The following is a 21,227-nucleotide window of genomic DNA, read 5'->3' as shown; positions in this document are numbered from 1 at the left end:
GCGGTTCCGGCCAACGCCACAGACCGAGAAACGGAGTTCCCGTGATCCACAAGAGCAAGTACCCGGATGTCCCCGACATCGACCGTCCCCTCCATGAACGCGTGCTCGGCGATGCTGCGCGGCGTGGCTCACGGCCCGCCATGGTGGACGTGGCCACTGGACGGACACTGACCTACGGCGAGTTGGCCGTCCTGGTCCGCAAGCTCGCGGCCGGTCTTGCCGCCGAAGGAATCGGCAAGGGGGATGTGGTCGCGCTGCACTCGCCGAACACGACCCTTTTCCCCGTGGTCCTGTACGCCACCACCACCGCGGGCGGGACGGTGACCACGCTGTCGCCGTTGGCCACGCCGGCCGAGATCGCCAAACAACTGATCGACTCCGGGGCACGGCTGATGGTTAGCGTGTCGGCGCTGATCGAGACCGCGCGGGCGGCGGTCGGGGTGGTCAGGCGCATGACCGGCCGGGAAGTCGAGATCCTGGTGTGTGACAGTGCCGACGGCCACCGGCCGGTGCTGGGGATGCTCAGCGACGGCGAGGTGCCGGCGTTCGAGACCGATTCCGCCGTGGACGTCGCCGTGCTGCCCTATTCGAGCGGCACGACGGGCGTACCCAAGGGAGTCATGCTGACCCACCGCAACCTGTGCACCAACCTCGATCAAGTGGACGCCCTGCATCGGGTCGGCGAGGGCGACCGGATCATCGCGATCCTGCCCTTCTTCCACATTTTCGGGCTGACCGCGCTGCTCAACAACGCGCTGCTGCGCGGTGCGACCGTGTATGTGCACGCGCGGTTCGATCTCGACGTGTTCCTGAGCAGCCTGGAGCGCGACCGGATCACTCATGCGTACGTCGCACCGCCGGTGATGCTGGCGCTGGCGAAGCATCCCGCAGTCGAGAACGTGAACCTGTCACACCTGCGGCGGATCATCTGCGCCGCAGCGCCGCTGGACGCCGGGGTGCAGGCGGCAGCGGCCGCCCGGCTGGGCGTGGAGATCGGGCAGGGGTACGGCATGACGGAACTGTCCCCCGTCTCTCACCTCCATGCCGACGGCGACGTCGACGAGCCCGCCGCCTGTGTCGGACGCCTGCTCCCGTCGACCGAGGCGCGGCTGGTCGCCCCGGTCACCGGGCTGGACGTGGCGGCGGGCGAACCGGGCGAGGTGTGGGTCCGGGGGCCGCAGGTGATGAAGGGCTACTTCGGCCGCCCGGAGGCCACCGACGCGACGGTGGACGCGGAGGGCTGGCTGCACACCGGCGACATCGGGCGGGTCGACGAGGACGGGAACTGGTTCATCGTCGACCGGGTCAAGGAACTCATCAAGTACAAGGGCTACCAGGTGGCGCCGGCCGAACTGGAAGCGATCCTGGTGCAGCATCCCGGCATCGCGGACGCGGCCGTGATCGGCGTTTACGACGAGGAGGGCAACGAGATACCCAAGGCGTTCGTGGTGCCGATGACGGGGGTGCCGATATCCGCCGCCGAGGTGATGGCCCACGTCGCGGGCCAGGTCGCCCCGTACAAGAGGATCCGCCGGGTCGAGTTCATCGAGGCGGTGCCGAAGGCGGCCTCCGGAAAGATCCTGCGGCGCCAGCTGAGGGACCGGGAGCCGGCGTGCTCCTGAGACGCAGGCCGTACCTGCCGCCCCGGCGCTCGGGCCGACCCAGAGAGCCCACAACTCCCCTAATATGAAGGGATGTTGTAGAGTTTTCGTGTGGACGGCGCGGTTTATCGGTTCGGGCAGTACGCGTTGGACGCGGACCGCCGTCGGCTCAGCCGCGGTGGACAGCAGGTCGATGTCGACCCCCGGGCCCTCGAATTGCTGTGCCTCCTGGTCGAGCACCGCGACCGTGTCGTGTCCGAGGACGAACTGCGCGACAGGATGGGGCGCGGACGCACGGTCAGTGAGACCACTCTCGCCACGTGGCTGCGCACGGCCCGCCTCGCGATCGGCGACAGCGACACCGGGCAACAGCTCATTCGCACCGTGAGCCCGCACAGCCATCAGTTCGTCGCGACTACGACAGTGGTCCCCGGCACGCCGCTCTCTCCTCCCGGCGCCGCACCCGTCACGGAGGCCGATCACGAGGTCATCCGCTTCTGCCGGTCGGTCGACGGCACCCGCATCGCCTACGCCCTCACCGGCGAAGGCCCGCCCCTGGTGAAGACCGCCAACTGGCTGACCCACCTCGACCTCGACCGGACCAACCCGATGTGGGCCCACTGGTTCGACGGCCTCACCCGTGGCCGGCAACTCATCCGCTACGACGAGCGGGGCTGTGGGCTCTCCGAGTGGACGGTGCCCAGTTTCACCCTCGACGACCTGGTCGACGACCTCGATTCCGTGGTCGACGCCGCCGGCCTGGACCGCTTCCCGCTGCTCGGCGTGTCACAGGGCGGTGCGGTGGCGGTCGCCTATGCCGCGCGCCGTCCCGAGCGGGTCAGCCATCTGATCCTCACCTCGGCCTACGCCAGGGGGCTGCAGATCCGCGCGGGCAGTGACGCCGAGCGCGATGCCGCCGAGGTCGACCTCAACATTGCCCGCGCCGGATGGCGTTCGCAGGACAGCAGCTTCCTGCGCTACTTCGCCTCCCAGTTCCTCGCCGACGCCACTCCCGCTGAGTGGGACGCGTTCGCCGCCTACCAACGGCAGACGACCTCGCCCGCCAACGGCCTGCGCTTCCTTGAGGAGTTCACCCGCATCGACGTCTCGGGCATCGCTCGCGACGTGATCTGCCCCACACTGATCATCCACGCCCGCGACGACGCGCGCGTCCCCGTCGCACAGGCCCTGGAACTGGCCACGCTCATCCCCGACAGCCGGCTGATCCTGCTCGAAAGCCGCAACCACCTGTTCACCGCGGACGACCCCGCATGGCCCACCTTCCTCACCCACCTCTACAAATTCCTCTCCGAGTAGCCCGGCAGACGGAACGCCTGCGCTGACGAGAGGGCCCCGCGCGGCGCTGTGCACGGCCGTATCGGCGACTGCGTGCGGATGCCGGTCGCGCTCCGGTGGGTGTGGCGGTCGCACAGTCCGTGGCCATGCCGGGAAGAGATGGGCGACGGGCGAGGGCCCACCTGCACAGCGTCGGCCGGTGGGCCCCTGTTGCCCGCCAGGTGACGGTTACTGCTGGATCTCGGTGACGTCGGATTCGGTCAGGCTCTTGAGGTCGATCCCCATGTCCTGTGCGGCCTTGATCTCCTCGTCCGAGAACTTGCGGGCGACGACGATCTTGGTGGCGTCGAGGTGCGGGAAGGTGCGACCCACGTAGTAGCCGGAGTTCAGCCTCAGGTTCGCGCCGGTGACCAGGGTGCCGTCGCCCCGGATCGGGACCAGCAGATGAGTGTCGGTCCACAGCGCGCCGGCATGGTCGGCGGGCACGTCGTACGACACGCTCACCGCCTTGTTCTCGAAGGTGGACACGCTGTAGCGCGAGGCGTACCCGAGTTCGAGGGACGCGCTCACCGTGGCTTCCGCATAGGAGCTGGCCCCCATGCCGAAGGGCTTGGCCGACGCCTCCACGCCCGCGGTGACGCTGACGGAGATCCCGACGTTCTGCGAGAACTCCTGCCCCCTCTCCTCCGAGACGCCTTGCTGGATCTCCTCGAGGATCGTCCCGCTGCCCGAGCCCCGGTAGTCCACGTGGCGGACGAGATCGTACTGACGCTTGCGCTGGATCTTGTAGAAGGGTGAGTTGGCCACCTTCCACGCCTCGGTGCGCCCATCGTCCTTGACCATGTGGTACGGCACGGTCACGGTCCGGTCGGTGACGATCGCCTGGGCCGGGGGCGGGTTGTAGGACGTCAGGGTCATCTCCGGGGCGTAGCCGGTCTTGTCGACGGCGGCCGGCAGGTCCAGCACCCAGGTCACGGCCGTCGGCGCGTGCGGCGTGTCGGGTCCGCAGCTGAAGGTGGCGGCCGGCAGGAGCAGATGCTCCTCGGTGTCGTCCGCCGGGAACAGCGGGGTCGTGACGGCCCAGAGGGCCTCCCCCGAGCCATTTACCCGAAGCGGGAGCCGGCCGAGTTCGCCGCGGCGTACATAGGCGCGTCCTTCGTGCACCTGCTTGACGCACACGAGGCCCAACTCAGAGACGCGGGGCTTGACAGCCCCCGCGCTCGTGTGCATGGTCACCACGTCTCCCAGGGCGACGTAGCCGGCGGGCGGGACGGGCCGCCAGATGTCGGCGTCGCGGGACGTCCAGGGGTCAAAACGGCCCACCTTCTGGAAGTCCACGGGCGGCCGGAGCAGGTCCTGGCCGGAGGAGAGGTCCTTGACCAGGAGCCCTCCGAACTCGCCGCCCGGCCACGTCGTCGAAGATGCATTGTTCGCGAAGACGGCGCCCAGGGCGCGCCATTGCCCGTCCCCCGCGGGGACTCCGGCCGGGAAGTACGGGTACGTGTTCGCGTGCCACTGCGTGGTGTAGGCGACCTCCAGGTCGCCGTAGCGCTGAGTGATCATGTGTCTGGGTTCCCCCTGTGGTGTTCCGAAATGGCGTCCGTGAAGGCGTCGAACGGCTTCACGGACGCCCGTGGTCTTGCCGGGCCGGCTCCGCGCCGACCTGTGCGAATGGTGTGCGACTAGCCGATGACGATGTCGCAGTCGGCCCTGCCGTGGTCGGCGATGTCGGCGAAGTCCGCCTGGATGTTCGGGTCGTACGCCGCCGAGCTGATGGTGCGGGTCTTCTTGCCGGGCACGGCCTTGTCTCCGGTGGCGTGCGTGACGGTCGCCGCGTCCCACGTCAGATCACAGGTCCAGTGGAACGTGCGGACGAGGAGGTGCGAGTTGTGCCCGGTCCCGGTGATCGACCAGTTGCCGTCCGCGTTGACCACGAAGGAGACGCTTCCACTGACGCCCCGGCTGCTGTCACTCGCGGCGAACGTGACCGACTGGCCGTCCGCCGAGACGACCCTGGTCGTGTCGTTGGCCTGCGCGGGCACCGTTCCCAGCAGCAGGGCACCCAGCCCCGCCCCCGAGGCGATCAGCAGCGCCAGCCCCCGTCGAGTCCGAATGGTGCCGGACGTCCTGGTGTTGTCGAGTCGCATCGACTGTCCCTCTTCTCTCGTGTCTCTCTTGGATGAAGGCCAGGCTTGGGTGCGAGGTTCGTCAAGAGCCCCTCGGCCTGGCGTAGTTCGAGCTTCGGCCATACCCCGGTCTGGAGCTTGGGGGCGGTCTGAGGCTTCCCTGAGGGCGAGCTGAGGGTGCGCGTCCTCAGGTTGCGTGCCGAGCGGGTGCGGGGTGTCCCGAACGGGGCCTTCACCATGTGCGGGGAGGGAGGGGGTAGAGCAGCAGGAGGCGACCTCGGTGCCCGAGCATCAGAGCGGCGAGGTGGCGGTCACCGACCTCGTCGGTCGCTACCGCGGGCAGCCGATTGCCTGGTCCGGCTCCGGCCGGCCACCCGCTTCGAGGTCACTCCGCCAGGAAGGCGTCGATGTGGGCGATGAACTCGTCCCAGGCCGGTTCGAACGCGGTCAGCAGGTGACTACGGCTCTTGAGCACGACCAGCCGGCTGTCCGGAATGAGCGCGGCCAGTTCACCGGCCTGCGAGACAGGCACCCGCTCGTCGTCCCGCGAGTGGATGATCAGCGTCGGGCACTGCACGCGGTGGGCGATGTCGGACACATCGATCCGGGCGAACTCCTCCAGGAAACGCACCCCGTTGGCGGGCGACGTCGTCTGCCGCTGGAAGGTGATGAACTCCTCCCACTCCTGCGGCGTGCCCTCGGGCAGGAACTGGGAAGCGAAGACCCGCAGGAACTTGGCGTCCTGGTGGAGCCACCCGACGCGGGCCAGATCCAGATCGAGAGCCGCCTCGTCGCGCTCCGCCCCGTTTTTGGCCCGGACCTGCCGTCCCCGGGCGTAGGCGCCGGCGAGGATCAACCGGCTGACCCGCTCGGGATGGCGTACGGCGTAGGCCACGGCAACCGCACCGCCCTGCGACACACCGAGCAAGGGGAAACGGTCGAGCCCCACGGCATCGACCACGGTTTCGAGATCGTCGACCCAGTCGTCGAACGTGAAGCCGGGCACCGCCCAGTCCGACAGGCCGCACCCCCGCTCGTCGTACCGGACCAGTCGGCGGCTGCGCGCGAGACCGCGCAGCCAGTGCGACCACACCGGCGTCGTCCACTCCAGGTCGAGGTGGCTCATCCAATTGGCCGCCTTGAGCAAAGGCGGGCCCGACCCGACGGAGGCATAGGCGATCCGGGTGCCGTCGCCTGCCCGGCAGAACCGGATCGTCTGACGGTCGGCGCCGATGGGGGCAGGTGCTGGCGGCGGCTCGGCACCGTGTTCTTGACCGGATTCGGCCGAAGGGCCGCCTCCGACGGCCTCCGCCGGGGCCACGAACTGGTATCCCCGCCGGTGCACAGTACGGATCACCTGCTGCCGGCTGCCGGTGTCCCCCACGGCCAGCCGAGCGGTCCGCAACGCCGTGGTCAGGGCAGCCTCGCTGACGAAGCGGTCACCCCACACCTCGTCCAGCAACTCGTTCTTGGTCACCACCCGGTCCCGGTGCGCGACCAGACGGCACAGAAGGTCCAGGGCCCGGGGCTCGACGTGAACCGACTCACCGGCTCGGCGGAGCTGATGCCGAGCCAGGTCCAGCTCGTACTCCCCGAAGCGATACTTGTCCCCCTCCACCTTTGCAGCGTACAACCCTCCTCCCTGGACGTACACGCGCGCGAGCGCGCCGTGAACCGGACGGAAGACCAACTGCCCTGGTCTGTCGGCATATTGACCAGGAGGCAGCAACCTGCCGACCGGCCCGAAGAGGTGGTCTCGCGTGCTGCCATTGCTGCCGGATCGGCCCGGAGGCCATCAAGGAAGCATCAAGTGGCTGGTCACAGGCCATACTTGACGAGTAGGGGCCGACCGGTCGTGGGACGGTTCGATACGGGAAAGGTGGCGTCCGGTGAGCAGCGCGGGCAAGGGACTGGGGAAGGCCGAGGTGCGACTCAAGTGGGACCCGAGTCCCCTGGGGGAACAGCCTCGCCATCTCGACATCATCGCCGCGACCTACTCCGCGGACGACCTCTACGGGCGGCCGGTCTATGTCGTCCACTACGACAGCCGGTCACCCGACGGCACCATCAACATGTCCCGGCACAGCCAGACTGGGCTGGGTTTGGGCTATGTCGAGGTCATGAGTCTGGAGTTCGACCGGCTGGCATCCGCCTACGGCCGGGTCGTGGTGGGGGTGGCCATCCATCAGGACGGCGGGCGCCGGACCTTCGGCGACATGGCCAATGCCGGTGTGCTGGTCGTCGAGGGATACAGGGAACTACTGGCAGACGACTTCGCCCGGGTCGCCGACGCGACCGCCACGACGGTCGCGGATTTCACGAGGGATAGCTCCGGTGCCTGGGAGTTCCACAACATGATCCGCGGTTTCGACAGCGACCCGTCGGTCTTCACCTTGGAAATGGGCGCCGCCGAGCAGTCCGGACCGGGCGACACTCCAGGCACGCGTCCGGCAGGGGCGATGTGAGCCCGCGCGCGAGACGCGCGGCCTTGTCGCTCGGTATGTGGTGGGCGCTGCTTGCCTTGGTCCTCTGGCTCCTGGGCAAGGCACTCGCACAGCCCGCCTCGCCGGGCCGGTGCGCGGCTTCGGCGGTCTTTCTCGTTGCTCTCGGGGAGGCCGCCGACTGGCTGCGTCGACGATGGCGGACCCATCGGTTCCGATGACCCGGTGTGGTCGCTCGGCCTGCCCTTCGCGGCGGAATCTGGGCCAGCCCAGGTCGGGACGCGGACCGTGTCCGGGCGATACCCGGCGCTGGTGTAGTAAGTGGCCCGCGCCCGCTTGACGCATTCTCGGGTGGTGCCGTGCTCTGTGCCGTCGAGGTTCAGGGGCGGGCGGAGCCGGGAGGTGAGCGTTGTCTTCAGGGGACGGGATCGGGGCGCTCGCACCAGGTGAGGTGGAAGTGTTGGCGCATCCAGTCGGCAAGGTGTTGCTCGTCCTCGGGGGTCAGGACCACGCGGTCGGTCCACGTGGTGCAGTACCCCTCGGTCGGCATCAGCAACCCGGCCAGTGTGCGGCGCTGGGCTCGCCCCGCCGGCTCGACCTCGGCCGCATGATCGACGCCCCAGGGGTCACGCACCTGCGATACCGCGTGGCCGGCTGACCATCTGGCGTTTCTCGGACTGGTACTGGTGGGCGACGACTGGGCAGCGCGTCGGCTTCGCGCCGTGGCGATGACTGGCATCATCGCCCTGCACGCCGCCCGTGCCGAGGGCAGCTACGGCCTGCGGCGCAGCATGTTCATGACGGTCATGGTGAGCACCGTTTCGCCGTGCTGGTTGAGGACCTCGACCTGGGTGTGCACGATGCCGCGGTCGGGCTTGGAGCGGGAGATGCGGGCGCGGGTGATCGTGGCCCGGACCGAGAGGGTGTCGCCTGGCCGTACCGGCTGCTGCCAGCGGAGTTCGTCGACGCCGGGGGATGCGAGCGAGGCGACCTTGCTGAGGTAGTGGTCGGCGTACAGGCGCATCATGACGGCGGTGGTGTGCCAGCCGCTGGCGATCAGCCCCTGGAACGGTCCGGCCTGCGCCGCCACGGGATCCGTGTGGAAGCTCTGGGTGTCGAAGCGCCGGGCAAAGTCGAGGATGTCCTGTTCGGTGAGGGTGCTGCTGCCGAAGACGTGCACGGCGCCCGGCACGTAGTCCTCGAAGTAGCGGTCCTCGATGGGGTGGGTGAAGTTGTCGGTGGGGGCAGGGACAGTCGTCGTCATGGACGCCCTCTCACTCGGTTCCCCGCCGAACTCGGCGAGGCGTGGTGGACGATGGGGCGTACGGTAACGGACAGCTGCCTGCCCGAACGCACGGAATATTCAGGATCGGCCAAGGCGCCGTGCCGCCCTGCGCTGTCTGCAGGCCCGTCGCAAGGTCACGGACGAGCGGCTACCAGCACGTCAACGACATAGGTCTCGTCCACCAGTTCATCGGGGAAAGCCTCGCGCAGTCGCCTGCGCTCCTCGGCGAGAAAGGCCCGGTTGGCGGTCTGGCCGAGGACAAGAAACGCTGAGCGGCTGCTGATATTGGCGAGGTGTGTGGCAAGGGAGACGGTCCGCTGCCAGCGGATCTGCCGGCGCACAACCCGCAGTCCGGTCAGCCCCGCGAGCCGGATGGCCTCGCCGTCGTCGGGGCGCGCCGCGGAGCGGGCGGGAACTCCGCAGTGGTGCGCGATGCGCTCGTGCTGGGAGCGGATCCATGGCACATCGAAGGCGGTGGTGTTCCACCAGATCGCGAGCGCCCCGCCCGTGCGCAGGACCCGCAGGGCCTCCGGGACAGAACGGCCGGTGTCGGTCCACTGCCAGGACTGCGCGTAGGTGATGAGGTCGTGCGAGGCATCGGCGAGTGGCAGGGCATTGCCGTCTCCTCGGACGATCGGCACGTCCGGGAGCACCCGGCGAAACTCGGCGGCCATCGCGTCACCAGGCTCGACGGCGACCACATCGGCACCCCGCTCCCGCAGCAGGGAGGTCGCGATTCCGGTGCCCGCGCCGACATCGGCGACGCGGACACCCGCCAGGGAACGGCTCAGGAACTCCTCGACGAAGCCGAAGAGCGCCGGCGGGTACGAAGGGCGGCTCGCCTCGTACTGGGCAGCGGCCGAGTTGAACGAATGAGCACGCGAGCTGGCAGTCATCCCCACATCATGGGTCCCTGCCTCGGTGCAGCAGAGCGCCGGATCACCCAACCCGGTGATCACTTCCGGTCACAACCGGAGCCCCCGGCACGGCAGTTGCCGAAGCTCCCGGGGCCGAACGGTTCGAGGTCGGCAACACTGGATCAGCCTCGGGAACGTCTAGTCCGCCGAGACGACGGCCTGGATCAGGCCCGGAAAGCGGCGGTCCAGATCCTCTTTGCGCAGGCGCATGTACAGCCCGTTCCCGGCATCGCGCTGATACACCAACCCCGCCTCACGCAGGACGCGCCAGTGACGGGTGCGACTGGACTTCCCCACCGGCAGATCGAAGGAAGCACACAACCGCTCCTCATCCGGTCCCGCGGCCAGTTCAGCCACGACCCGACGCCGGTTCGCATCAGCCAGCGCCACAAGGATGGCCCCCACTTCCAGCTCCTCAACGCGAGGATGAGCCAACTCGCCCGCCGCCATCGCTCCGCCTCTCGACAAGGTACGTGCATGCGCGTACCTTCCTGAAGGTACGCAACATCGCGTACCTTACCGTCGCCGGGGGAGTCATGTCTGCACGTACCTCGTCACGTCGCCCCATCCTGTCGCGCATCCGCTCGTCGCTGCGCAAGCTCCTGCTGGCCGAGCACTCACCCTTCATGCTCCTTTGACTCCCGGACAGGGCCCCGTACCCGCACCTGTGTGCGGCACACGAAGTCGGCACGAACGCGACCACGACTCGGGGCCCACCAACTCGCCCATGAACAGCCCGAAACGATCACAGCCAGAGGATCAGCAATAGCCTTTGCCATCCAACTCGGGCAGCCCAGGTCAGCGCGAGACGCATGACTAACTTCGTTGCCAAAGGACATTGAAGGGTCGGTGCGAGGGGACAGCGGCCTCTCCGGCGTCCGATCGAGGACCTAGTCCGGCCCGATGCCCGAACTGCTCTATCGGGCACGGAAATTTGCGGCTCTCATACGGACCGGCCACCGGGAGCGTCAAGGTCCCGTCAAGCGAATCCGAGAAGGCGTCAGGAGGGCGTCAACGGACGATGTCCGCGGCCGGAATCGGTCGCAGACTGAGCGGCACGTGGGACACGGGCGACCGCTCGTGCGTGACGTTGGAGAGTTCGTGACCATCACGGTCGGCCCCACGCGCGGTCCTGAGGTGGAAGCCCAGGCTGTGGCGCAGAAGCAGCACCGTCCGGTGGCTCCGAACGGGAGCGGTGCCGGCCTGCGGTCGCGAGTGGGGCTGCGGACGGATCGCCCCTGGCGTCGGGTGCTCAGGGATGCCCTGGCTGTCCGGGACCTGGAGGAGGTCCTGCCCGTGCTCGCCGACCCGCCGCTGCTGGAGCGGGTGCTCGACAACGTGGTCGGGAACGCCGCCCGCCACACTCCGCCGGGAAGCAAGCTCCTCGTGACGGCGAGCGCCCTCGCCGGACGGGTCGAGCTGCGGGTCGTCGACCGAGGCCCCGGCCTGCCCGACGGCGACCGCGACCGGCTGTTCGAACCCTTTCAGCGGCTGGGTGACAACGACAGCACCACAGGACTCGGCCTGGGACTGGCACTGTCCCGGGGCCCGGCCGAAGCGATGGACGGAACACTCACCCCGGAGGACACTCCCGGCGGGGGCCTGACCATGGTCCTGTCCCTGCCCTGCGCCGAGCAGGCGGAGCACCCCCGTGACACGCAGACTGTAGGAGGCAGCGCATGAGCTCAGGAGGTGGCGGACGCATGACCGGCTATCCGCTCAGGGACCGGCTCGCCCTGGTGGCGGGCCTCGCAGGACCGTTTCTCGTCGCACTGGCCCTCGTGCCCTTCCGCACCGACCTGTCGAACACGAACGCGGCGCTGATCCTGGTCGTGATGGTGGTCGCGGTCGCCGCCGTCGGCAACCGCGTCGCCGGCGCGGTCGCCGCGCTCTCGGCGGCGGCCTGGTTCGACTTCTTCCTCACCCGCCCCTACGAGCGGTTCACCATGACCGACACGGACGACATCGAGACAGCCGTACTCCTGCTGGTCGTCGGCCTGGTCGTGTCGCAACTGGCGGCCCGCGCACGGCGGCTGGAGGTGATCACCGTGACGGACGCCGACCATCTCCGTCGCATCCACGAGACCGCCGACCTCACCCGGACCACGAAATCGGCCGATACCGTGGTCGAGCACGTACGGCGCGAGCTGATCGAACTGCTGACACTGCGCGGCTGCCGCTTCGAGTACGGCACGCTGATGGGACAGCCGCCGAGACTGGAACAGGACGGCACGGTGGCCGTCGGGCGCCGGCACTGGGACGTCGATCACGGCGGGTGGCCGGACGGGGAGACCGAGCTGCGCGCCTACGGCAACGGCCACTACTTCGGACGGTTCATGCTCGACCCCACACCGGGGACCGTGCCGTCGCTCAAGGCGCGCCTGGTCGCGGTGACGCTCGCCGACCAGGCGGGCGCGGCTCTGGACACGGCCGGGCTGTCGCAGGCCCGGCCCCGGGTCTGAACAGCCACGCGTCGCTGCGAGACATACGGAATCTTGACGCCGGTCCCGTCGCCTCCGGGAACCATTCGGCCTCGTACCGCCATTCAAGACTGATGTGACGTCAACTCTGCCTGCCGGCCCGTCTGTTGGCCAACGCGCACAGCACATGGTGATCTGCGGCGACGACGGGCTCGCACACCGGCTCGCCATCGAGCTGGACGCCGTGTGCGGCGAGACCGTCACCGTCGTCCTGCCGTCGCGGCGCGACGAGTACGGATCCGGGATCGCCGCGCTGCACCGTGACCCGCACTCGCCCGTCGAGCTCCAGGTGTCGGCGCGCCCGGACGAACAGACCCTGCTCGCCGCGGGCGTGGAGCGTGCCGCCGCCCTCGCGCTGACCTACGGCGACGACCAGGTCAACATGACGGCGGCGCTGCTGGCCCGCGGTCTCAACCCGTCCATACGCCTGGTCATCCGCATGTTCCACCGGGAACGCGGCCGCCACCTGGAACGCCTCCTGGACCGCGCGGCAGCCGAGGCCACGGGAGGAGGCGCCGACGATCCGGCACTGGACATGTCCACCACCGTGTTGTCCGACGCCGACACCGCCGTGCCCGAACTGGTGGCGGCCGCCGCGGTCGGCCACGGCCACACGCTCCAGGTCGAGGGCAAGGTCTTCCGTGGTGTCGTACGGCCCGCGGGCTCACCGGTCAGGCCGACCGACCTGGCGACGCTGGCCGTGCTGTCCGGTGCGCACCAGGACGACCCGGCGAGCCAGGACAGCCCCGAGACACCGGGCGCGGAGGGCACCCAGCTGCGGCCGGACACCCGCACCGCCTACCACCGGCAGTTCACGCACGGCCGTCTGATGCTCGAAGAGGTCACCCACCACCACGCACCCGAGCCGCCCGCCCGCGCACGGCGTGGCCCCGGGAGCTGGCTGCGCGCGCGGCTCGCGCACCTGCCCTGGAAGGTCTTCCTCGCCCGCGAGGTCATCGCGGTCTTCGGCGTCCTGACCGCGATCGTGCTCGCGCTCGCCGCCGCCACGGCCCTGTTCGCGGACGAGCACCCCTGGTGGAAGAACTTCTACCTGCCGCTGCTGGACATCTTCACGATGGGCGACCCGGCCACCGACGAGGTCGTGGCCCGCCGGATACTTCAACTGGTCGCGGGCTTCGTCGGCCTCGCGGTCCTCCCGCTCGTGGTGGCCGCGACCATGAATGCCACCGAGGCGTTCCGCACCGCTTCCGCGAGCCACCCGCCCGAGGACGACCTGGCCGGGCACATCGTCCTGGTCGGCCTGGGCAAGATCGGCACCCGCGTGCTGGCGCAGCTGCGCACCACCGACCACAAGGTCGTGGCCGTCGAACGGGACCCGCACGCGCGTGGCGTCGCCCTCGCCCGCGAACTCGGCGTCCCCCTGCTTTTGGAAGACGCGAGCAGTCCTGGTGTCCTTGACCGGGCGCGCATCCGGCACAGCCGGTCGCTGCTTGTCCTGACCCGCGACGACAGCGAGAACCTCGACATCGTGATGGCCGCCCGCGAGGCCAACCCGGGCGTGCGCGTGGTGATGCGGCTGTACGACGACGACTTCGCCGCCACCGTCCAGCGCACCCTGCGCGCCTCCTACCCCGACGCGCCCACCCGCAGCCGTAGCGTCTCGGCGCTCGCCGCACCGGCCTTCGCCGCGGCGATGATGGGCCGTCATGTGCTGGGGGTGATGCCGGTGGAGCGGGGCTCGCTGCTGTTCACCGTGGTGGATGTGGCCGGCCACCCCGAGCTGGAAGGGCGCTCGGTCCATGAGGCGTTCCGGGAGAACGAGTGGCGGGTGCTGGCCGTCGGATCCGCCGGCGTCGGCGTGGTGCCCGCGCCGTCGCGGGACACCCCGGCCGGTGCGCGGAGCGGCGGGACCGGGCTCGACTGGCGTCCCGTGGCCGGCCGGGTGCTGCGCGCGGGTGACCGTGTGGTGCTGGCGACGACGCGGCGCGGGCTGGACATTCTGATGACCGGCCTGCAGCCGCATCCGCACGACCGACGAGGAGAGCGCGACGGCCGGTAGTGCCCCCCTACGGCCGGTGGGACCCCAGGGGCTTGTCGTGGGGGTGGGGCGCTGGGGTCGGGGGTTCGCCGCGGCGGACGGCACCGGGGGCGCGGGCGGCGGGACGGTCGGCGCGGAGCGAGGAGGTCAGCTGCCACGGCACGCTGGTGACCATCACGCCGGGAGTGAAGAGCAGGCGGCTCTTGAGCCAGAGGGCGGACTGGTTGTGGAGCAGGTTCTCCCACCAGTGGCCGACCACGTACTCGGGGATGAAGACGGCGACGAGGTCGCGCGGGCTCTCGCGGCGGATGGAACGGACGTACTCGACGACCGGGCGGGTCACCTCCCGGTACGGCGAGTCGATGACCTTGAGCGGCACCTCGATGCCGAACTCCTCCCATCGTTCGCGCAGGGCGGCCGCCTCGTCGCGGTCCACGGAGACTGTCAGCGCCTCCAGCCGGTCGGGGCGGAAGGCGCGGGCGTACGAGAGGGCCCGCAGGGTCGGCTTGTGGATCGTGGAGACCAGGACGATGGCGAACACTCTGCTGGGCGGGGCGAGTTCGCCGTGCGGATCGGTGACGGCCAGCTCCGCCGCCGTCGTGTCGTAGTGCCGGCGGATGCCGCGCATCATCACCCACAGCACGGTCGCGGCGAGGACCGCGAGCCAGGCGCCCTGGGTGAACTTGGTGGCCAGCACGACCACCAGGACGAGGCCCGTCACGACGGCGCCGGTGCCGTTGATGGCGCGGGCGACGTGGTGACTGCGACGGAGCGCCGGGTCGCGCTCGGTACGCAGCTCCCGGTTCCAGTGCCGCACCATGCCCGTCTGGGAGAGCGTGAAGGAGGTGAAGACGCCCAGGATGTAGAGGTGGATGAGCTGGGTGACGTTGGCCTGGTAGCCCCACAGCAGCAGTGCGTTGACGACGGCGAGGGCGAGGATGCCGTTGGAGAAGGCGAGCCGGTCGCCACGGTTGTGCAACTGGCGTGGCAGATAGCGGTGTTGGGCGAGGATCGAGGTGAGCAGCGGGAAGCCGTTGAAGGCGGTGTTCGCCGCCAGGACCAGGATGAGGGCCGTCGCGGCCTGGATGAAGTAGAAGCCGACGCTGTGTTCGCCGCCGAAGACGGAGGCCGCGATCTGGGCGATGACGGTGCGCTGGGTGTAGCTCGCGCAGTTGCCGTCCAGGCCGGTCAGGCGGCAGGAGTCCTCGATGATGCGCACCTTGGAGATGAGGGCCAGCGCGGTGACGCCGGCGAACATGGTGATGGAGATGATGCCCATCGCGGCCATGGTGGTCGCCGCGTTCTTCGGCTTCGGCTTGCGGAAGGCAGGCACGCCGTTGGAGATCGCCTCCACTCCGGTGAGCGCGGTGCAGCCCTGGGAGAAGGCGCGCAGCACCAGCATCACCAGGGCGAGCCCGGCCAGGTGCGAGTCCCCGGGCTGCGCGGTGATGCCGTACTTGGCGGACTCGGCGACCGGCGCGTCCCCGACGAGATACCGGAAGAGACCGGTCGCGATCATGATGAGGACGCCGCCGACGAAGAGGTACGTCGGTGTGGCGAAGGCGCGGCCCGACTCGCGTACGCCGCGCAGGTTCATGGCGGTCAGCACGGCCACGAAGCCGATCGCCATCAGCACGCGGTGGTCGGCGAGTTGGGGCACGGCGGAGATGATGTTGTCGACGCCGGAGGCGACCGACACGGCGACCGTCATGACGTAGTCGACGAGGAGCGAGGCGGCCACCACAAGTCCCGACGACGGGCCGAGGTTGGTGGAGACGACCTCGTAGGAGCCGCCGCCGCTCGGATATGCGTTGACCACCTGCCGGTAGGAGAGCACCACGACGGCCAGCAGCAGTACGACCGTCGCCGCGATCCACGGTGTGAAGTGCAGATAGGCCAGCCCGCCCAGGGACAGGACCAACAGGATCTCCTGCGTCGCGTACGCCACCGAGGACAGCGGGTCGGAGGCGAAGATCGGCAGAGCGATCCGCTTGGGCAGCAGGGTCTCGTGCAGTTCCTCGCTGCGCATGGCCTGGCCGATCAGCAACCGCTTCAGGATCCCCGTCACGTTGAGCACGTGCGCGAGGCTAAGCCGTGGCAGGCGGGCTGAGCAGGAGGGCGAGAGGCCCGGAGGTGTTAAGGGGCCGTTAGGATTTCGCCGGATAGGGACAAATGGCGTAAAGCGGGGGCTCTTGCTAGTGGGCTGAAGACTCGTCGGACTCCTCTGCCAGTCCGGACATCTTGAAGACAGCCCAGGCCGTCTCCCGGTCGATCCGCTCCGACACCTCGCTCAGCGCTGTCGAGGGTTGGCATAGATGGCCCTGGGCCGCCGCGACGCGGATGTCCGTGTCGACGCGATGCCACAGTTGCGGGTTGGCGACCAGAGTCTGTGGATCAAGTTCTGCGCGACCGCCGAGTGCGTCCCGGAGTACCAGGCGCTCTCTTGTGCCTCCCGGGGTGCGTACGGAAACGAGGCGGTCCGTCCGCACCCGGTGTGTGCGCAGCGGTGTGCGTACCGCCAGCCAGCCCTGGCCGGCGGTGACCCGCTGGGGGAAGAGGGCGAGGAACAGCAGCAGGGCGAGCCCGCTCCACAGTGCGACGCGCGCCGGGGTGAACGTACCGGCCGCAGCGTCCACCAACAGCAGCAGACCGAGGAACGCCGAGGCGCACGCGATCGCGCTCCGCAGGTCCCCTGCCCAACGGCGGTCACAGACCTGGCTCGCCTGCGGGAGGTGGCGTTCGTGCGCCGCACCGGTCCCGCCCTCCAACCGGCCGATACCGGGCCTGTGAATGCGGCGTCCCATACCTGCGACATTAGGCGCGCGAAGATGCCGCTCCCCGTTTCTTGACGCGTTACTAACGGGCAGCCGACGCATCCCTGATGCCCGCGGCGCCGGCCCGAGGTCGGGTGCCGTCAGGACTGGGGAACATGCGCCAGTCACGATCACTCGAAAGGCGTGCGTGGTGCGGCGTATGGGTTTCGTCAAAGCTGCCAGGCTCGCCGTAAGGGAGCCGTTAAGGGGGATCGCATCCCGCCAGAGGGGCGCTTCCCTGTACTGGTCCGATCCGCTCGATTCGAACCTCACCCAGGAGTTCCCGATGGCCGACGTGGCCTTCGTCGTCACCACGATCGCGGTCTTCGCGCTGGTGGCCCTCGTCGCCAAGGGGGTGACGAAGCTGTGACCGCCGAGAACATCGTCGGCCTCGTCGTGGCCGTCGCCCTGCTGGGCTATCTCGTCCTCGCCCTCATCTTCCCGGAGAGGTTCTGAGTCCCCGACATGAGCCCCGTTCTTGCTGATGTGCTCATGGTGACCGCGCTGATCGGCGCGCTCGCCCTGGTGCACCGTCCCCTCGGCGACTACATGGCCGCCGTCTTCGAGTCCAGGAAGCACCTGCGTGTCGAGCGGTGGATCTACCGCTCGGTGGGTGCCAACCCGGACGCGGAGATGCGCTGGCCCGCCTACCTGCGCGGCATGCTCGTCTTCTCGGCGGTGAGCGTGCTGTTCCTGTACGTGCTGCAGCGCGTACAGGACAAGCTGCCGCTGTCCCTCGGCTTCAAGCCGATCAGCCCGGACCAGGCGTTCAACACCGCCGCGTCGTTCGTGTCGAACACCAACTGGCAGTCGTACTCGGGTGAGGTGGCGATGAGCCACGTCACCCAGACCGCCGGTCTGGCCGTGCAGAACTTCGTCTCCGCTGCCGTCGGCATCGCCGTCGCGGTGGCGCTGGTCCGCGGCTTCGCCCGCTCCCGCACCGGCGACCTGGGCAACTTCTGGGCGGACCTGGTGCGCTGCATCGTCCGCATTCTGATTCCGCTCTCGGTGGTCGTGGCGATCGTGCTCATCGCGGCCGGCGCCATCCAGAACTTCGGCGACATCCACACCATCACCACGCTCAGCGGTGACAAGCAGGCCATCAGCCCCGGCGCGGTCGCCTCCCAGGAGGCCATCAAGGACATCGGCACCAACGGCGGCGGCTACTTCAACGCCAACTCCGCCCACCCCTTCGAGAACCCCAACGGCTTCACCAACCTGCTGGAGATCTTCCTGCTACTGGTGATCCCGTTCTCGCTGCCGCGCACCTTCGGCAAGATGGTCGGCAACGTCAAGCAGGGCTACGCGATCGTGGCCGCGATGGGCATCATCTGGTTCGCCGGCGTGGTCGCGGTGACCTGGCTGGAGTACGCCCACCCGGGCACCGCCTCGCAACTCGCGGGCGGCGCGATGGAAGGCAAGGAACAGCGCTTCGGCGAGGGCCCGTCCTCGGTGTTCGCGGTCTCGACCACGATGACCTCCACCGGTTCGGTCAACTCCTTCCACGACTCCTTCAGCGGGCTCTCCGGAGGCGTGCTGCTGCTAGGCATGATGCTCGGCGAGATCGCACCCGGCGGCACCGGCTCCGGCCTCTACGGCATGCTGATCATGGCGGTCATCGCGGTGTTCATCGCCGGTCTGATGGTCGGCCGTACGCCCGAGTACCTGGGCAAGAAGATCGGCACCCGCGAGATCAAGCTGGCGGCCTGCTACATCCTGATCACCCCGGCCCTGGTGCTGATCGGCGCGTCGCTGGCGATGGCCCTGCCGGACGGCAAGGACGCCATGACCAACATCGGGGCGCACGGCTTCTCCGAGGTGCTCTACGCCTATACGTCGGCCTCCAACAACAACGGCTCGGCCTTCGCGGGCTTCGGCGCCAACACCGACTTCTTCAACACGACGCTGGGCCTGTGCATGGTGCTCGGCCGCTTCCTGCCGATGGTGTTCGTCCTGGCCCTGGCGGGCTCGCTCGCCGAGCAGCAGCCGATCCCGGTCACCGCGGGCACCCTGCGCACCGAGAAGCCGATGTTCACCGGCCTGCTGGTGGGCGCGATCCTGATCATCACCGGTCTGACGTTCTTCCCGGCCCTCGCGCTGGGCCCGCTGGCCGAGGGGCTGGCGTCATGACGGCCAACACGCAGAAATCCGACGCAAAGAAGCAGGACACCATGTCCAGTTCCACTCCGACTCTTGCGCCCCACCAGGACGCACCGACCGGGCACAAGCCCGACGGGCGCGTCGGCGGGGGGCTCTTCGACCCCAAGCAGCTGATCAAGTCGCTGCCGGACGCCTGCCGCAAGCTGGACCCGCGGGTGATGGTCAAGTCGCCCGTGATGTTCGTGGTGCTGGTCGGCTCGGTCCTGACGACGATCTTCTCCTTCAAGGACCCGGGCGACTGGTTCGGCTGGGCGATCAGCGCCTGGCTGTGGCTGACCGTCATCTTCGCCAACCTGGCGGAGGCCGTCGCCGAGGGCCGCGGCAAGGCGCAGGCCGACACCCTGCGCAAGGCCAAGACCGACACGGTGGCCCGGCGCCTCGTGGGCGACCAGGAGGAGCAGGTCCCCGGTACCGACCTGAAGATCGGCGACCTGGTCGTGTGCGAGGCGGGCGACATCATCCCCGGCGACGGTGACGTCGTAGAAGGCGTCGCGTCCGTGGACGAGTCGGCCATCACCGGCGAGTCCGCACCCGTCATCCGCGAGTCCGGCGGCGACCGCTCGGCCGTCACCGGCGGGACGAAGGTCCTCTCCGACCGCATCGTCATCAAGATCACGACGAAGCCCGGCGAGACCTTCATCGACCGGATGATCGCCCTCGTCGAGGGCGCCGCCCGGCAGAAGACGCCCAACGAGATCGCGCTGAACATCCTGCTCGCCTCGCTGACGATCGTCTTCCTGCTCGCGGTGGCCACGCTGCCGCCGTTCGCGGACTACGCGGGCACCCATCTGACTATGGTCGTGCTGGTGGCCCTCCTGGTCTGCCTCATCCCGACCACGATCGGCGCCCTGCTCTCCGCGATCGGCATCGCGGGCATGGACCGGCTGGTACAGAGGAACGTATTGGCCATGTCAGGCAGGGCAGTTGAGGCCGCCGGTGACGTCTCGACGCTGCTGCTCGACAAGACCGGCACCATCACGCTCGGCAACCGTCAGGCGTCGGAGTTCGTGCCGGTGTCCGGCACCACCGAGGCTGAGCTGGCGGATGCCGCGCAGCTCTCCTCGCTGGCCGACGAGACGCCCGAGGGCCGTTCCATCGTCGTGCTGGCGAAGGAGAAGTACGGTCTGCGCGAGCGCCACCAGGGCGAGCTGGCCAATGCCGAGTGGATCGCCTTCACCGCCCAGACCCGCATGTCCGGTGTCGACGTGGACGGCAGGAAGATCCGCAAGGGCGCCACGGCTTCGGTCATCGCCTGGGTGAAGGAGCAGGGCGGCCAGGTCTCCGAGGACGCCGGCGCGCTCACCGACCGGATCTCCGAGGCGGGCGGTACACCGCTGCTGGTTGCCGTCGAGGACGACAGGGGCGCCCGGGTGCTGGGCGTCATCCACCTCAAGGACGTCGTCAAGGAGGGCATGCGGGAGCGGTTCGACGAGCTGCGCCGCATGGGCATCAAGACCGTGATGATCACGGGCGACAACCCGCTGACGGCCAAGGCGATCGCCGAGGAGGCCGGGGTCGACGACTTCCTCGCGGAGGCCACTCCCGAGGACAAGATGGCCCTCATCAAGCGGGAGCAGGCCGGCGGCAAGCTGGTCGCGATGACCGGCGACGGCACCAACGACGCGCCCGCGCTCGCGCAGGCCGATGTCGGTGTGGCCATGAACACCGGTACCTCGGCCGCCAAGGAGGCCGGGAACATGGTGGACCTGGACTCGAACCCGACCAAGCTCATCGAGATCGTCGAGATCGGCAAGCAACTCCTCATCACCCGGGGCGCGTTGACGACGTTCTCCATCGCCAACGACGTCGCGAAGTACTTTGCGATCATCCCGGCGCTGTTCGCTGCGGTCTATCCGGGCCTGGACAAGATCAACATCATGCATCTGTCCTCGCCTGATTCCGCGATCCTCTCCGCGGTCATCTTCAACGCGATCATCATCATCGCCCTGGTCCCGCTCGCCCTGCGGGGCGTGCAGTACCGGCCGGTCAGCGCGGACAAGATGCTGCGGCGCAACCTCGGGATCTACGGCATCGGCGGACTGATCGCCCCCTTCATCGGCATCAAGATCATCGACCTGCTCATCTCCCTCATCCCCGGAATCGGCTGAT

General features: G+C 69.0%; 18 protein-coding genes and 1 pseudogene. 10 read left to right on the top strand and 9 right to left on the bottom strand.

The window, feature by feature from the left end:
* Positions 1-41 precede the first annotated feature (41 nt).
* Together OG568_RS15405 and OG568_RS15400 are read left to right on the top strand one after the other, a co-directional pair.
* Entirely contained in the window at positions 42-1,622 is a 1,581-nt protein-coding gene (locus OG568_RS15405; RefSeq protein ID WP_329531982.1) for an AMP-binding protein, read from the top strand.
* Positions 1,623-1,712: 90 nt separating this feature from the next.
* On the top strand, positions 1,713-2,918 hold the full coding sequence (locus OG568_RS15400) for an alpha/beta fold hydrolase (protein ID WP_329531981.1): 1,206 nt from the start codon (positions 1,713-1,715) through the stop codon (positions 2,916-2,918).
* 207 nt (positions 2,919-3,125) lie between these two features.
* On the opposite strand, the gene OG568_RS15395 is transcribed toward OG568_RS15400, so the two are convergent.
* From OG568_RS15395 to OG568_RS15385, 3 genes are all read right to left on the bottom strand, one after another.
* Positions 3,126-4,460, bottom strand: coding sequence for a Vps62-related protein (locus OG568_RS15395; protein ID WP_329531980.1), 1,335 nt, complete (start codon positions 4,458-4,460; stop codon positions 3,126-3,128).
* A gap of 119 nt (positions 4,461-4,579) precedes the next feature.
* Positions 4,580-5,044: a hypothetical protein gene (locus OG568_RS15390; RefSeq protein ID WP_329531979.1), complete on the bottom strand. Its 465-nt coding sequence runs from the start codon at positions 5,042-5,044 to the stop codon at positions 4,580-4,582.
* Positions 5,045-5,408: 364 nt separating this feature from the next.
* Positions 5,409-6,641: an alpha/beta fold hydrolase gene (locus tag OG568_RS15385; RefSeq protein WP_329531978.1), complete on the bottom strand. Its 1,233-nt coding sequence runs from the start codon at positions 6,639-6,641 to the stop codon at positions 5,409-5,411.
* 271 nt (positions 6,642-6,912) lie between these two features.
* On the opposite strand from OG568_RS15385, the gene OG568_RS15380 reads away from it, so the two are divergent.
* Positions 6,913-7,488: a TerD family protein gene (locus OG568_RS15380; RefSeq protein ID WP_329531977.1), complete on the top strand. Its 576-nt coding sequence runs from the start codon at positions 6,913-6,915 to the stop codon at positions 7,486-7,488.
* A 391-nt stretch (positions 7,489-7,879) separates the two neighbouring features.
* On the opposite strand, the gene OG568_RS15375 is transcribed toward OG568_RS15380, so the two are convergent.
* The 4 genes from OG568_RS15375 to OG568_RS15360 all read right to left on the bottom strand — a co-directional run bounded on the left by OG568_RS15375 (position 7,880) and on the right by OG568_RS15360 (position 10,116).
* Positions 7,880-8,098 (bottom strand): hypothetical protein, encoded by a 219-nt coding sequence (locus tag OG568_RS15375; protein ID WP_329531976.1) that lies wholly within the window; start codon positions 8,096-8,098, stop codon positions 7,880-7,882.
* 138 nt (positions 8,099-8,236) lie between these two features.
* A complete protein-coding gene (locus tag OG568_RS15370) occupies positions 8,237-8,728 on the bottom strand; it encodes a MaoC family dehydratase (RefSeq protein WP_329531975.1) in 492 nt (163 codons plus the stop codon).
* 155 nt (positions 8,729-8,883) lie between these two features.
* A complete protein-coding gene (locus tag OG568_RS15365; RefSeq protein ID WP_329531974.1) occupies positions 8,884-9,645 on the bottom strand; it encodes a class I SAM-dependent methyltransferase in 762 nt (253 codons plus the stop codon).
* 159 nt (positions 9,646-9,804) lie between these two features.
* Complete coding sequence (locus OG568_RS15360; protein WP_329531973.1) at positions 9,805-10,116, bottom strand: ArsR/SmtB family transcription factor; 312 nt, start codon at positions 10,114-10,116, stop codon at positions 9,805-9,807.
* An 819-nt stretch (positions 10,117-10,935) separates the two neighbouring features.
* On the opposite strand from OG568_RS15360, the pseudogene OG568_RS15355 reads away from it, so the two are divergent.
* The 3 genes and pseudogenes from OG568_RS15355 to OG568_RS15345 all read left to right on the top strand — a co-directional run.
* A pseudogene (locus tag OG568_RS15355) lies at positions 10,936-11,349 on the top strand (sensor histidine kinase); the annotation flags it as partial.
* Positions 11,346-12,128, top strand: a complete 783-nt coding sequence (locus OG568_RS15350) for a DUF4118 domain-containing protein (RefSeq protein WP_329531972.1) — start codon at positions 11,346-11,348, stop codon at positions 12,126-12,128. The pseudogene OG568_RS15355 and the gene OG568_RS15350, both read left to right, overlap by 4 nt.
* 145 nt (positions 12,129-12,273) lie before the next feature.
* Positions 12,274-14,166: an NAD-binding protein gene (locus OG568_RS15345; RefSeq protein ID WP_329531971.1), complete on the top strand. Its 1,893-nt coding sequence runs from the start codon at positions 12,274-12,276 to the stop codon at positions 14,164-14,166.
* Between the two features lie 7 nt (positions 14,167-14,173).
* Here the strand turns inward: OG568_RS15345 and OG568_RS15340 are convergent, their stop codons facing one another.
* Positions 14,174-16,174: an amino acid permease gene (locus tag OG568_RS15340; protein ID WP_443077867.1), complete on the bottom strand. Its 2,001-nt coding sequence runs from the start codon at positions 16,172-16,174 to the stop codon at positions 14,174-14,176.
* Between the two features lie 166 nt (positions 16,175-16,340).
* Positions 16,341-16,949 carry a hypothetical protein gene (locus tag OG568_RS15335; RefSeq protein ID WP_329531969.1) on the bottom strand — a complete coding sequence of 203 codons (609 nt, stop codon included), beginning with the start codon at positions 16,947-16,949 and terminating at the stop codon, positions 16,341-16,343.
* Between the two features lie 169 nt (positions 16,950-17,118).
* On the opposite strand from OG568_RS15335, the gene OG568_RS15330 reads away from it, so the two are divergent.
* From OG568_RS15330 to kdpB, 4 genes are read left to right on the top strand one after another with little or no spacing between them, the layout of a single operon-like run.
* Entirely contained in the window at positions 17,119-17,328 is a 210-nt protein-coding gene (locus tag OG568_RS15330) for a hypothetical protein (protein WP_329531968.1), read from the top strand.
* Entirely contained in the window at positions 17,325-17,414 is a 90-nt protein-coding gene (gene kdpF / locus OG568_RS15325) for a K(+)-transporting ATPase subunit F (RefSeq protein ID WP_016434100.1), read from the top strand. Before OG568_RS15330 ends, kdpF begins: the two co-directional genes overlap by 4 nt.
* A gap of 9 nt (positions 17,415-17,423) precedes the next feature.
* The gene (kdpA, locus tag OG568_RS15320; RefSeq protein ID WP_329531967.1) at positions 17,424-19,088 is read left to right on the top strand and encodes a potassium-transporting ATPase subunit KdpA; all 1,665 of its coding nucleotides are present in this window, start codon (positions 17,424-17,426) and stop codon (positions 19,086-19,088) included.
* Positions 19,089-19,129: 41 nt separating this feature from the next.
* Entirely contained in the window at positions 19,130-21,226 is a 2,097-nt protein-coding gene (gene kdpB, locus OG568_RS15315; RefSeq protein WP_329531966.1) for a potassium-transporting ATPase subunit KdpB, read from the top strand.
* The last annotated feature ends 1 nt before the right edge of the window (position 21,227 follow it).

This window comes from Streptomyces sp. NBC_01450, from assembly GCF_036227505.1.
Classification (GTDB): Bacteria; Actinomycetota; Actinomycetes; order Streptomycetales; family Streptomycetaceae; genus Streptomyces.
The sequence above is the reverse complement of the archived record's forward strand: the minus strand, read 5'-3'. Positions and strand labels throughout refer to the sequence as shown.

Excerpts from the sequence above, each read along its gene's own strand:
- OG568_RS15395 (WP_329531980.1), bottom strand. The coding sequence starts at position 4,460 with ATGATCACTCAGCGCTACGGCGACCTGGAGGTCGCCTACACCACGCAG.
- OG568_RS15390 (WP_329531979.1), bottom strand. The coding sequence starts at position 5,044 with ATGCGACTCGACAACACCAGGACGTCCGGCACCATTCGGACTCGACGG.
- OG568_RS15370 (WP_329531975.1), bottom strand. The coding sequence starts at position 8,728 with ATGACGACGACTGTCCCTGCCCCCACCGACAACTTCACCCACCCCATC.
- OG568_RS15365 (WP_329531974.1), bottom strand. The coding sequence starts at position 9,645 with ATGACTGCCAGCTCGCGTGCTCATTCGTTCAACTCGGCCGCTGCCCAG.
- OG568_RS15360 (WP_329531973.1), bottom strand. The coding sequence starts at position 10,116 with ATGGCGGCGGGCGAGTTGGCTCATCCTCGCGTTGAGGAGCTGGAAGTG.
- OG568_RS15350 (WP_329531972.1), top strand. The coding sequence starts at position 11,346 with ATGAGCTCAGGAGGTGGCGGACGCATGACCGGCTATCCGCTCAGGGAC.
- OG568_RS15345 (WP_329531971.1), top strand. The coding sequence starts at position 12,274 with ATGGTGATCTGCGGCGACGACGGGCTCGCACACCGGCTCGCCATCGAG.
- OG568_RS15340 (WP_443077867.1), bottom strand. The coding sequence starts at position 16,174 with ATGCGCAGCGAGGAACTGCACGAGACCCTGCTGCCCAAGCGGATCGCT.
- OG568_RS15335 (WP_329531969.1), bottom strand. The coding sequence starts at position 16,949 with ATGGGACGCCGCATTCACAGGCCCGGTATCGGCCGGTTGGAGGGCGGG.
- OG568_RS15330 (WP_329531968.1), top strand. The coding sequence starts at position 17,119 with ATGGGTTTCGTCAAAGCTGCCAGGCTCGCCGTAAGGGAGCCGTTAAGG.
- kdpA (WP_329531967.1), top strand. The coding sequence starts at position 17,424 with ATGAGCCCCGTTCTTGCTGATGTGCTCATGGTGACCGCGCTGATCGGC.
- kdpB (WP_329531966.1), top strand. The coding sequence starts at position 19,130 with ATGTCCAGTTCCACTCCGACTCTTGCGCCCCACCAGGACGCACCGACC.